Consider the following 12,272-nt stretch of genomic DNA (forward strand, 5'->3'; position numbering starts at 1 on the left):
TAGGACTCCTTTAAAATAAATAGTTTTTTTATAACAATGTGTTCACCACATGATTACCTAAATTGTAAGAATGAGCGTGCCCCAGGTCAAGCCTCCACCGAAGCCTGATAGTAGAACAGTCTGGCTACCATCTAAACGGATGAGGCCTTGTTCTACACACTCTGAAAGTAAAATCGGGATACTGGCTGCACTGGTATTGCCATATTCCATCATATTGGCTGGAAGTTTATCTCGGTTAACACCGATTTTTCTAGCCATTTTATCCAAAATACGGTCATTAGCCTGATGAAGTAGCAGATAATCCAAGTTTGTCGCCTCTATAGGAGATTCATCAATAGTCTGCTTGATAGACTTGGCTACGTCCCGAATAGCAAAATCAAAGACCGCGCGCCCATCCATCTTCAAAAATGAATCTGCATTTTCTTGATCTGAAAACGGAGAATGCAAGCCTGAATGTCCATAAGTTAGACACTCGCTACGACTCCCATCACTATTGAGACTCTCAGCCAAAAAATGCTCTTTCTCGCTAGCTTCTAGCAAGACTCCACCAGCACCATCTCCAAACAAAACAGCTGTTGATCGGTCTGACCAATCGACTGCTTTAGAGAGGGTCTCACTACCAATCACCAAGCCTTTTTGAAAGCGACCAGAAGCGATAAACTTTTCAGCAGTTGAAAGAGCAAATACAAATCCACTGCAAGCCGCTGTTAGGTCAAAAGCAAAGGCCTTATTAGCACCAATATTAGCTTGAACACGAGCAGCTGTAGAGGGCATCATCGAATCTGGAGTAATGGTAGCTAGGATGATAAAATCCAACTCCTCTCCTGTGATTCCAGCTTTTGCCATCAGTTTCTTGGCAACTTCTGTAGCCAAATCACTAGTAGATTCTGTTCTTGAAATATGCCTTTGTCGTATTCCCGTCCGACTTGAAATCCACTCATCATTGGTATCCATAATCTGAGCCAAATCATGATTTGTAACCACTTGCTCTGGCACATAATGAGCAACCTGGCTTATTTTTGCAAAAGCCATTATCTCAAATCCTCCAAAAATTGATAAAGATTGGTCAAACCTTTGCTCATAACCTCCATCTCTTGCTTACTCATACCATCAATGATTTTTTCAACCATAGCCTTGTGGAAGCGTTTATGTAGTCTATGAACCAAGCGACCTTTCTTTGTCAAATGCAGATGCACTACACGTCGATCATGTTCTGAACGAATGCGTTCAATGTAACCCTTGCGTTCGAGATTATTCAAACTAGTCGTAACTGTCCCAAGAGTCACCATCAACTCTTTTGACACTTGACTTGGTGTCACATCTGGAACTTTTCCAATCACATCAATCGTATGCATTTCTTTGATGGAGATATCCTTGAAACGACTACCCCTCAAGCTAACTTCCTCAATAACGAGGACATTGTTAAATATAGACGTTAAATATTCATTAATTCGTTGGTAGTCCAATCTTTCCTTCCCTCCTTTTCAAAAAAACTTTTAGAATCAAAACATTTGACAAAAGAATTATATCAAAGTTCAAAGAATGGTGCAAGTATTTTTTTATTTTCCTGTAAATTTAGGTCTTCTTCTTTCCGAATGAGCCCGAACTCCTTCTTTGAAATCCTCTGTTTTGGCTAGAGATTCTTGAAGATTCAGTTCTAAAGTAGCATAATCTTGCCAATCTTTAAATTGGCTCTCCCACACCAACTTCTTGATGGCAGCATAAGAATTGTTTGAGCCACGTCTTAATTTTTTAAGAATCTGTTCTCTCGTCTTTTCAAGTTTATCAGCTTCACAGACGCGGTAAACTAGTCCCCATTCTAGAGCTTTTTCTGCGTTCAAAGCCTCACCTGTCATAGCCAATTGAGCAGCACGCGTCACACCAATACTTCGACTCAAGAGATGAATTCCTCCTGCATCCGGAGCCAAGCCAACTCCAACAAAAGCTTGGATAAATTTAGCCTTATCCGTTGCCAGACAGAAATCTGCAGCAACAGCCATATTCGCTGCGGCACCTGCAACAGCCCCATCAACCTCCATCAAGACAGGTTTAGCAATTTGCTTGATTTTATAAGAAATAGTATTGACCAATTCTGCGATTTTCGTCAATGATGGAATATCATCCTCATCGACTGCTCGCTTCATCTCAACCAAATCTCCCCCAACAGAGAAGACTTTGCCATTCGCGTTGATTAAGACAAAATGCACAGCCGGATCCTCTTCTGCCAAAATCAGAGCTTCTAAAATCTCCTCACACATAGGGATATGAAAACCATTCGCTACCTCAGGACGATTCAAGGTAAGGATTGCCAAATCCTCTTCAAGCTGATAAATAATGTGTTCCATCTGGACTCCTTTTTATTTTATAAGCAGTTTAAATTATTTTATTTCAAAAGTATATCTTTTTTAAAATCAGAAAGCAAGAAAAAATCAACTGAAAGTGTCTCAGCCGATTAGAAAGGCTCGCTTTGTCCTAGAAAGCATCTTATTTTCTTCATTGAAAAAAGGCTTTCTTTCTGCTATAATCGTATAAAATACTTACTTTAGGAGTTCTTATGAAAGTTGTTAAATTTGGAGGTAGCTCTCTTGCCTCTGCTAGTCAATTAGAAAAAGTTTTAAACATCGTCAAAAGCGATTCAGAGCGTCGTTTTGTAGTCGTTTCTGCGCCTGGTAAACGCAATGCTGAAGATACTAAGGTTACGGATGCCTTGATTAAATACTACCGCGACTATGTTGCTGGTAACGATATTAGCAAGAGCCAAAACTGGATTATCGACCGCTATGCTGCTATGGTTAGTGAACTAGGGCTAAAACCAGCTGTTTTAGAAAAAATTTCTAAAAGCATTCGTGCCTTAGCCACTCTTCCTATTGATGAAAATGAATTTCTCTACGATACTTTCCTAGCAGCCGGTGAAAATAACAATGCTAAATTGATTGCTGCCTACTTTAATCAAAATGGGATTGATGCACGCTATGTGCACCCTAGAGAAGCTGGTATTGTGGTCACAAGTGAGCCTGGTCACGCTCGCATCATTCCATCAAGTTATGACAAGATTGAAGAATTGACAAATGCAAATGAAGTCCTTGTCATTCCTGGTTTCTTTGGAGTTACTAAGGAAAATCAAATCTGTACCTTCTCACGTGGAGGATCAGACATTACAGGTTCTATCATTGCTGCAGGTGTTAAGGCAGACCTCTATGAAAACTTTACAGACGTTGATGGTATCTTTGCAGCCCACCCAGGCATTATTCACCAACCACACTCAATCCCTGAGTTGACCTACCGTGAAATGCGTGAGTTGGCTTATGCAGGATTCTCAGTCCTTCATGACGAAGCCCTTCTACCTGCCTACCGTGGAAAAATTCCTCTAGTTATCAAGAATACCAACAATCCTGACCATCCAGGTACTCGTATCGTTCTAAAACACAGTAGTGATGAATTTCCAGTTGTGGGAATTGCCGGTGATTCAGGCTTTGTCAGCATTAACATGTCGAAATACCTCATGAACCGTGAGGTTGGATTTGGTCGCAAGGTTCTGCAAATCCTTGAAGACCTCAACATCGGTTGGGAACATATGCCAACAGGTATCGACGATCTTTCAATCATCCTCCGTTCTCGCGAACTAACTCCTATCAAGGAAGAAGAAATCCTTCGTCAGTTGGTTCAAAAGGCTGAAGTAGACCATGCAGAAATCGAGCACGACCTTTCAATCATTATGATTGTTGGAGAAAAGATGAAGAGCCATATCGGAGTAACTGCTACTGCGACACGTGCTCTATCTGAAAATAAGATCAACATCCAGATGATGTCTCAAGGTTCTAGTGAAGTGTCTATTATGTTTGTTGTCCATAAGGACCAAGAGAAAGCAGCTATTAAAGCCCTATACAATGCCTTTTTCGGTGAAAGCAAGGAAGACTAAGCATGGCTCAATCACTTAACAAAACAGTGCTCCTCAATACGACAGGCACCTCCTACCTCTCTATAGCTGGGAAAGTTGGAAAATTCCTTGTCGGAGATCAGGCTTTGGAATTTTACCCCGATGTCAATGTTGAACAATTTATCCAGATTCCTTGGAGCCATATTAACCAGATTGGAGCCAATGTTACTGGTCGCAAAATCAGTCGTCACTTCGAAGTCTTTACAGACAGAGGAAAATTCCTCTTTGCCTCAAAAGACTCGGGTACCATTCTTAAAATTGCACGCGAAAAACTGGGCAATGACAAGGTCGTCAAACTTCCGACCCTGATTCAAACCATTAGTCAAAAATTTAAAAATCTATTTGCAAAAAAGTAGAAACTTTAGTATAATCATAGCAACGGATAAGTAGGTTATCTTCTTCTTTCAGAAAGTCTGCGGATGCTGCGAGCAGATAGGAGGGATAGGTGAAATTCTACCGTTAGTAACAATTGCATACACAATCAAGTGCACTCCTGTGAAGTTGGATGGAACCGTGGCCCTGCCACTCCAACGCTTTGTCAGGTGTGCTTTTTTCATAAAGGAGTTCTTATGTTAGATATCAAACGTATTCGTACAGACTTTGATGCTGTCGCAGAAAAACTGGCTACACGTGGTGTAGATGCTGCTGTCTTGAATGAGATGAAAGAAATCGATGCTAAACGTCGTGATATTTTAGTCAAGGTTGAAACTCTCAAGGCTGAACGTAACACAGTTTCAGCTGAGATTGCCCAAGCTAAGCGCAACAAGGAAAATGCAGATGACAAGATTGCTGCCATGCAAACTCTATCTGCTGAAGTCAAAGCCTTGGATGCTGAATTGGCAGAAATCGATGCTAAATTGACAGAATTTACCACTACTCTTCCAAATATTCCAGCTGATAGCGTTCCTGTTGGGGTTGACGAAGATGACAATGTGGAAGTTCGCCGTTGGGGTACTCCACGCGAGTTTGATTTCGAACCTAAAGCTCACTGGGATCTGGGTGAAGACCTTGGCATCCTTGACTGGGAACGTGGTGGTAAGGTAACAGGAGCTCGCTTCCTCTTCTATAAAGGTCTCGGCGCTCGTTTGGAACGTGCTATTTACAACTTTATGTTGGATGAACATGGAAAAGAAGGCTACACTGAAGTCATCACACCTTACATGGTTAACCACGATTCTATGTTTGGTACTGGTCAATATCCAAAATTCAAGGAAGATACTTTTGAATTGAGCGACAGTAATTACGTCCTCATTCCTACAGCTGAAGTTCCTCTGACAAACTACTACCGTGATGAAATCCTTGACGGTAAAGACCTGCCAATCTACTTCACTGCTATGAGCCCATCATTCCGTTCTGAGGCTGGTTCAGCTGGCCGTGATACTCGTGGCTTGATTCGTTTGCACCAATTCCACAAAGTTGAAATGGTTAAATTTGCCAAACCAGAAGAATCTTACGAAGAATTGGAAAAAATGACTGCCAACGCTGAAAACATTCTTCAAAAACTAAACCTTCCATACCGTGTCGTTGCGCTCTCTACTGGAGATATGGGCTTCTCAGCTGCCAAGACTTACGACTTAGAAGTTTGGATTCCAGCGCAAAATACTTACCGTGAAATCTCAAGTTGTTCAAATACAGAAGATTTCCAAGCCCGTCGTGCCCAAATCCGTTACCGTGATGAAGCAGACGGCAAGGTGAAACTCCTTCACACTTTGAACGGTTCTGGACTTGCAGTTGGACGTACAGTGGCTGCTATTCTTGAAAACTACCAAAATGAAGATGGTTCTGTGACCATCCCAGAAGCACTTCGTCCATACATGGGTGGAGCTGAGGTTATCAAACCATAAAAATAAGGTTTAGCTATTTCTAGCTAGACCTTTTTTCGTAACCAATTCATATAAGCGCCCAATACAAAGGATAAAATAATTAAGCAAATAGCGGTTTCAGCCAGTACCAGATAATCCAGAAATGGAAGTTTCAAAATTCCCTGAGCCATCTTAAGCGAAGTAGCTGTGATAATGGTCGGGAAGGTGAGAGCTGAAAAGGCTGGTTGGAAACCTTGTTTTAAAATATTAGGCAGGCGAGTCAAAACAAAGAAAAAGAAGGATTGGGAAGATAAAATCATAACTATTAAGACCCAAGTTGGTAGGCTGGCTCCTCCAACTCGGACTAGAGAAGCCAAGAGTAGAGAAAAAGGAGCACAGTAGATCCCTTCTTGTCCAAGCATGGCTTGTGGGAGTGGATGTTTCTTTAAATCGCTATAAATAAGCGGGTAGAGATAGAAGGTCAAGAGAAATCCAAAACTCAAGGTCGCATAGGCAATTTCAATGATACCTACAAGAGGATAGGTCAAGGCTGCTACTGCTATCCCCACATAGAGAACCGTCCAGCTTGGAGTGGCATGAACCCTCCGCCCCGGATAGGCAAATTTGATAGTGAAACCAGCAATCAGGGCTACATCCAAGAGAAATGAAAACCACCAGAGCCCTTGAGCAACCAAAGGGAAATGAGGAAAGACTCTAAAGACATAAGTCGATAAAATCATCCCAGCCATGGGAAAGGTGGCCATTCCTGACAAAAGAGGGGGCTTGGTCAACTCTTGCTTGGTTTCTTTCCAATTAAAAAGATGCAGAAGCAAAAAGTAAATCCACAAAATCAAACCTGCTAGACTCAACAGATGGGACAGAACCGGCAACGTATCTAAAATAAGATTTCCAGCTCCTGCCAAACCTAGCAAACAACCAGAAAATACCAAGGGGAGTTTTTTCATCCTAACCTCCAATAATCATGTTAGTTTCAGTATAGCATAAAAGCGCTTAAATGAGGGGATAAAAAACGAAGTTGAAAATTCAAGCTTCGTTTTTATTCCACTATTTTTTAACTCGTTGCTAAGATATGACGCAACTGAACAGCACTTGGAGAAACAATTGGAAGAAAGGCTCCTTCATTCCAACGACGAATAAATCCAGATGTTGATTTACTAAAGTAGCCTCTACCTCCACCTGCTTGTAACTCTAATAGAAGACTCTGAGCAACAACATCCACAATGTCTATTCTTAACTGAAATAGTTCACGCGGATTGGCAACAAAATAAGACCTGTCAGACAAACCTTGATAAAGCTCTCGACGAATAGCATCTAACTGTTCGATCTGATGCTTCCACTCATCTGTCAATACACTGCGTTTCACCAAGTCTTTTTCTACTTCTGATAGAGAACGTTCAGCTAAACCAAAAGCTAGACCAAATTGGTAGCCTAAAAAAGCTGGACGATTTTGTGCCAAAAATTGGTGAGCATCTTTTGATAAAATCCATTCCTCTTTCAAAAGGACCTTATTAAAAGTCAGAGCAGCCGTGTTTCCTCCTTGAAGAGAAACAAATTCTAAGTCTTCAGAACGACTAAAATTCTCTGCATCTGATGGTACAGCCACCACATAACTTGTACTTGGATCATCTGTAAAACCTGCCACAAAAATAGTTAAAAATCGATTTCTTCGAGCATTAGTTACCCATGGCAGTCTTCCTTTTAGATACAATTGTCCATTTTCTTCAAGAACGCGAACATTCAGTTCCTCTAGGTCAGATAGATATTTGACAGCATTGGACAAGGCAGTAGCACCTGCATATTCTCCAGACAAGAGTTTTTCCAGATAGGTTTCCTTAAAATAGGAGTTATCTGTATGGAGAATATTATCAATTAAAGTGCGTTGTCCCCATGAAATAAAAGAGGCTGTTAAAGAATGTTGTGCGAGCTCTGCAAGGATATCAATAACATCTTGATCACTTCCTCCTGAACCTCCAAGAGATGCAGGAATCCCCACACGAAAGGCTCCCTCTGCTGCAATTTTCTCAATCAACCGTTCTCCAGCTTGACAAGACTGCTTGTCGATTTCATCAGCATGCTGGTCTAACCAGCTCAAAAATTCTTCTGAAAAAAATCCCATAGCCTTTCCTCCTTCTAGGCATAAGGTTGCAATTCTGGGTTAATTGGGGTATTAGCTAGATTATTGGCATAGTTACAGAGGCTTGCTAGGCTGACACCAAGAACCACATCCAAGGCATTTTGTTGGCTGTAGCCAGCTTCTAAAAACTCAGCCAAGGCTTCATCTCCCACACGTCCCTTGGTATTGATAACCGCCAAGGTAAACTTAGCTAGGGTGTCCAATTTAGGATCTGTTTCAATTGGAGTACGATTGCGAAGGGCTTGAAGAAGGTCATCATTCATCTGGATTTGTTTGATTGAAAAGGCTGTGTGACCTGCGACGCAGAAGGCACAACCATTGGTCACAGCTGCCGTGATTTGCACCACTTCACGCTCAACGGGTGTCAGGCTGTTGCGACGATTGATAGCTCCGACAGTACGGTAAGCCTCTAAAGCAGTCGGTGCATTAGCCAAGAGACCGATTAGGTTAGGAATATAGCCATTGTTATCTTTTTCTACTGTTTCAAGAACTTCTTTCACTTCTGCTGGTGCTGATTCTACTGTATGGATTGTAAATGTTGTCATCATAAAACCTCTTTTCATTTTGTTGAAACCTAGTCTATCACAGATTCTATACCCTGTATAATATATATTTTAAATTGCACTGATAGAAATTTTTTATGAAAGCAAAAAATCACACGCGGTGTGTGATTTCATTATTTATCAAAATACTTTTTAGTCTCAGCAATGACGACTGGCGACAAGACCAAGAGGGCAATCAAGTTTGGCAGAGCCATCAAGGCGTTGACAATATCTGCGATAATCCAAACCATATCCAACTCGATAAATCCTCCCAACAAGACCATGAGTACAAAAATCACACGGTAGAGCCAGATAAAGCGAACCCCAAAGAGGAACTCGAAACAACGTTCCCCGTAATAGTTCCAACCTAGAATCGTTGTAAAGGCAAAGAGCACAAGGAAGATGGTCAAGAGAGCAGGTCCAAAGTGTGAAAAGACTGTTGAGAAGGCTGACTGAGTCAAGGCAACTCCATTCAAATCACCACTCCAAACACCAGTTACCAAGATGGTTAAACCAGTCAAGGTACAGATAATGAGGGTATCAATAAAGGTTCCAGTCATGGAAATCAAACCTTGCTCTACCGGTTCATTTGTCTTAGCCGCAGCAGCTGCAATGGGAGCAGAACCCAAACCAGATTCGTTCGAGAAAACACCACGCGCTACACCATTTTGAATAGCCATCCGAATACTAGCACCGGCAAATCCACCCACCGCAGCAACCGGACTAAAAGCCGATGTCAAGATTAAAGCGATTGTAGAAGGAATTTTCCCGATATTAAAGAAAATAACTGTAAGAGTTCCCAAAATATAAATAATAGCCATAAAAGGAACAACAGTAGTTGAAACCTTTGAAATGGACTTGAGTCCGCCAAAAACGGCAATCGCTACTAATACAGACAAAACGAGAGCCGTGATAGCTGGCGAAATAGTCGTCGTATTTTGGATAGACTCTGTAATCGAGTTGACTTGGGTAAAGGTCCCGATTCCTAATAAAGCTACTAGCACACCTGCCAGGGCAAAGAAGATAGCAAGTGGTCGCCACTTTTCTCCCATCCCTAGAAGGATATAGTGCATGGGACCTCCCGCTACTGCACCATGGTCGTCCTTTGTGCGGTATTTAATCGCCAAGAGTCCTTCCGCATACTTGGTAGCCATCCCAAAGAAAGCAGCCATCCACATCCAAAAGAGGGCTCCTGGTCCACCGACCTTGATAGCCGTCGCCACCCCGATAATATTTCCCGTACCAACTGTCGCTGCTAGGGCTGTACACAAGGCCGCAAAGCTGGATACATCGCCATGCCCCTTGTCCTTAGTAAAAATAAGCTGGAAAGCCTTGGGCAGACGCAAAACCTGCAAAAGTCCTAGACGAGCAGTTAGGTAAATTCCTGTTCCGACCAATAAAATCAAAAGAGGTGGGCCCCAAGCAAAAGCATCGATTGATTTAAGCAATTCTAACATTTCCTTCTCCTATCTTTTCAACCCCAAAAGAAAGAGCACATGCAAGATACATGTACTCTGGAATGCTTAGATAAATGCTAAAAAGCGGTCTATCCTAGCTCTGTCCTTTTACCTGAGAGTTTGAGCAGTTACCTGCCTTGCCCCTTCGGTGCCTTTACGGTCTCTCCAGAGTTCCGTCCATTTACAGTCATGAAAAATCAAACGATTTACCACTTCTATTAAACTTCATTCGGTGTTGGTATTTAATTGATTCTTATTTTACAAAAAATGTTGGCTTTTGTCAATGTGTTTTAGAAAATTCTTATTTGACTTTGTAGAAGAAGGATTGATCATTCCCATGTGCGTGAGGTGCTTGGTGAATAATCATTCGGTCTCTACTAGTATCAGATGCATCTTCTACAAAATTTGGCTCAGTAACTGTCGGAATAACCACTCCAGCAGGAATCATATCGAGTTGCGCCCTAATAGTTGGAGCTTTATAACTTGTAATTATATATCCATCTTTAAAAACAGCATCATTGATATCCACATAAAATTCTGCTGGTTCTATTAAGCCATTTTTACTAAAAACTAGATCCTGTCCCCCATTTCCTGTACTCCATCTTCCCTCAATACTAGAAAAATCTCCGTTTTTGATGGCGTTTATATCCATTTTCCCTGAAGCTGTTTTGGTAGTTGAAGATGCTGTTGCAGCTGTCCCCTTGTCTGAATTACTTCCTCCAGGAAGTTTATCTGAAACTGACTTCCAACTTAGGGTTTCTAGAGAAATGGGCGAACCGACACCAAGATCTGCTAACTCTTGAGCTTCCTTAACTTTTACCAAAGACTGTCCATCCTCACTAAATTGGTAGTAAGCATAAATATGACTCGTTGCCGAACTAGATCCACGATAGAGCAGAGAATTGTCTGGCAGGATACCGACTGTCATTCTCTCACCAATCTGGTCTAAACGATTTTCTTGATTGGTCAGACGGATCACCTTTCCATCTTTCAAAGTACGAATATCAAGTAAACTCTTTTCGCCGCTCTTCATTTCAAGAGCAAGCAAGAGTTCATCCACTCCGTCGTTATTCAAATCTGTCTTGTGGTAAACCACATCTGTGTAAAAACCTTGAGAAGACTTTACTTGACTAGCTAGGGGATTGACATCCATACCAGTCGGCAAGGTGCCTTTAGCTACTTTTTCATAGTCATCCAAAACCTTATTGTAGTAACTGCAATCTATCTCTGGACTTGCCGCAGATGTATCTGATGTTGAATAAGATGGTGTTTCCGCGCTTTTGTTCCATGGTAGATACTGACAGCCTCCCAAAACCAGTGTCAGTAAAAGCGTTGTGACTAATAAAAACTTTTTCATATTACTCCTTTATCTAAGAGAAAGGAATCAGCATGTGCCAATTCCTTTCGGTATTTTTATTTTATCAAAATGTTACCTATCCGAAAATTATTTTCCGTTTCTATTTATTTGTTATAGGTCATCTCTCACAAGCTATAATTCTAGCGAATCCATTTACCTGATGCATCTACACGATAACCATCTGGCGTGCGTTCATTCACAGCCATCTTACCATTTGATTTAAGATAGTAATTACCTGACCAAGCATTTTGAACATAATTTCCATTCACATTGATAAAGTAGTAGCTATTGTAATGAACATCAAAAACCCAATTGTTAATGACTTTTTTACCATTTTGGTAGTATGAGTTACCTGACCAACCAGTTTGAATTTTAGGTATTGGTGTTGGTGTCGATTTCTCTTGTTTTGGTGTTTCAGGTTTATTGGACGTTTCTAGAGGATTGACATATTTTTCATTCTTAACAGTGAATGTCGCTGATATACCGCTGAAAATATGTAAAGTTTTAGAAGTTAGTTCATCTTCACTATAAAATTTTAGATAATATTCTCCATCAGGTACACTTGAAAAAGTTGTAGAATCTTGTACAGTACGGGGTACAGGCGCAGCATCAAATCTTCTTCCTAAAGCTTCTTTTTTAGCTTTTTTCCAGTATTTTTATTTATAAGATCTGCTCGTATATACGCATATGAGCTACCAGGTACACTTTGAACAGTCATATCAACATAGATTTTTTCATTTTCTGAACCTGGAGTAATCTTAGATTTTACCTCATGATTCTCGGTACGAGTAATTTCAGCACGCACTGTTTGTGCTGAAAAAGGTAGAACTCCTGCTGTGTCTACAAGAGAGACAAGACCAAGTGTTGCAGCCGCTAGACTAGTCACTAAAACTGTTTTTGACTTCATCATCAACAATCTCCTTTAAATTTTTATTGTTTACGGTTACAGTAAGGGGTGGACTCTACTATATTTATGAAAAGAGTATCTGTGTTTATCTTTTATTTGATTAGCAAATGAAATT

The 12,272-nt window shown here is 41.0% G+C and carries 13 protein-coding genes and 1 riboswitch; of the genes, 3 read left to right on the forward strand and 10 right to left on the reverse strand.

The window, feature by feature from the left end:
• Nucleotides 1-57: 57 nt before the first annotated feature.
• The 3 genes from JJN14_RS08365 to JJN14_RS08375 all read right to left on the reverse strand — a co-directional run bounded on the left by JJN14_RS08365 (nt 58) and on the right by JJN14_RS08375 (nt 2,345).
• Nucleotides 58-1,032: a beta-ketoacyl-ACP synthase III gene (locus tag JJN14_RS08365; RefSeq protein WP_201058408.1), complete on the reverse strand. Its 975-nt coding sequence runs from the start codon at nt 1,030-1,032 to the stop codon at nt 58-60.
• Nucleotides 1,032-1,466 carry a MarR family winged helix-turn-helix transcriptional regulator gene (locus JJN14_RS08370; protein ID WP_000386356.1) on the reverse strand — a complete coding sequence of 145 codons (435 nt, stop codon included), beginning with the start codon at nt 1,464-1,466 and terminating at the stop codon, nt 1,032-1,034. Before JJN14_RS08370 ends, JJN14_RS08365 begins: the two co-directional genes overlap by 1 nt.
• 93 nt (nt 1,467-1,559) lie before the next feature.
• Nucleotides 1,560-2,345, reverse strand: a complete 786-nt coding sequence (locus JJN14_RS08375) for an enoyl-CoA hydratase (RefSeq protein ID WP_153199182.1) — start codon at nt 2,343-2,345, stop codon at nt 1,560-1,562.
• A 209-nt stretch (nt 2,346-2,554) separates the two neighbouring features.
• On the opposite strand from JJN14_RS08375, the gene JJN14_RS08380 reads away from it, so the two are divergent.
• From JJN14_RS08380 to serS, 3 genes are all read left to right on the forward strand, one after another.
• Nucleotides 2,555-3,919: an aspartate kinase gene (locus tag JJN14_RS08380; RefSeq protein WP_000869661.1), complete on the forward strand. Its 1,365-nt coding sequence runs from the start codon at nt 2,555-2,557 to the stop codon at nt 3,917-3,919.
• A 2-nt stretch (nt 3,920-3,921) separates the two neighbouring features.
• Entirely contained in the window at nt 3,922-4,293 is a 372-nt protein-coding gene (locus JJN14_RS08385) for a DUF956 family protein (protein WP_023946563.1), read from the forward strand.
• 213 nt (nt 4,294-4,506) lie between these two features.
• The gene (gene serS, locus JJN14_RS08390; protein WP_201058409.1) at nt 4,507-5,781 is read left to right on the forward strand and encodes a serine--tRNA ligase; all 1,275 of its coding nucleotides are present in this window, start codon (nt 4,507-4,509) and stop codon (nt 5,779-5,781) included.
• A 23-nt stretch (nt 5,782-5,804) separates the two neighbouring features.
• Here the strand turns inward: serS and JJN14_RS08395 are convergent, their stop codons facing one another.
• The 7 genes from JJN14_RS08395 to JJN14_RS10165 form a co-directional block, all read right to left on the reverse strand.
• A complete protein-coding gene (locus tag JJN14_RS08395; RefSeq protein ID WP_201058410.1) occupies nt 5,805-6,704 on the reverse strand; it encodes a TDT family transporter in 900 nt (299 codons plus the stop codon).
• 107 nt (nt 6,705-6,811) lie between these two features.
• Entirely contained in the window at nt 6,812-7,876 is a 1,065-nt protein-coding gene (locus tag JJN14_RS08400) for an acyl-CoA dehydrogenase family protein (protein WP_201058411.1), read from the reverse strand.
• A 14-nt stretch (nt 7,877-7,890) separates the two neighbouring features.
• Entirely contained in the window at nt 7,891-8,439 is a 549-nt protein-coding gene (locus JJN14_RS08405) for a carboxymuconolactone decarboxylase family protein (RefSeq protein WP_000206767.1), read from the reverse strand.
• Between the two features lie 131 nt (nt 8,440-8,570).
• On the reverse strand, nt 8,571-9,893 hold the full coding sequence (locus JJN14_RS08410; protein ID WP_201058412.1) for an alanine/glycine:cation symporter family protein: 1,323 nt from the start codon (nt 9,891-9,893) through the stop codon (nt 8,571-8,573).
• A 90-nt stretch (nt 9,894-9,983) separates the two neighbouring features.
• Nucleotides 9,984-10,072: riboswitch (glycine riboswitch) on the reverse strand.
• Between the two features lie 122 nt (nt 10,073-10,194).
• Nucleotides 10,195-11,250 (reverse strand): DUF6287 domain-containing protein, encoded by a 1,056-nt coding sequence (locus tag JJN14_RS08415; RefSeq protein ID WP_201058413.1) that lies wholly within the window; start codon nt 11,248-11,250, stop codon nt 10,195-10,197.
• A gap of 140 nt (nt 11,251-11,390) precedes the next feature.
• Nucleotides 11,391-11,519 (reverse strand): hypothetical protein, encoded by a 129-nt coding sequence (locus JJN14_RS10160; RefSeq protein WP_236253688.1) that lies wholly within the window; start codon nt 11,517-11,519, stop codon nt 11,391-11,393.
• A gap of 353 nt (nt 11,520-11,872) precedes the next feature.
• Nucleotides 11,873-12,160 carry a hypothetical protein gene (locus JJN14_RS10165; RefSeq protein ID WP_049487018.1) on the reverse strand — a complete coding sequence of 96 codons (288 nt, stop codon included), beginning with the start codon at nt 12,158-12,160 and terminating at the stop codon, nt 11,873-11,875.
• Between the last annotated feature and the right edge of the window lie 112 nt (nt 12,161-12,272).

The organism is Streptococcus mitis, assembly GCF_016658865.1.
Lineage (GTDB): Bacteria > Bacillota > Bacilli > Lactobacillales > Streptococcaceae > Streptococcus > Streptococcus mitis_BT.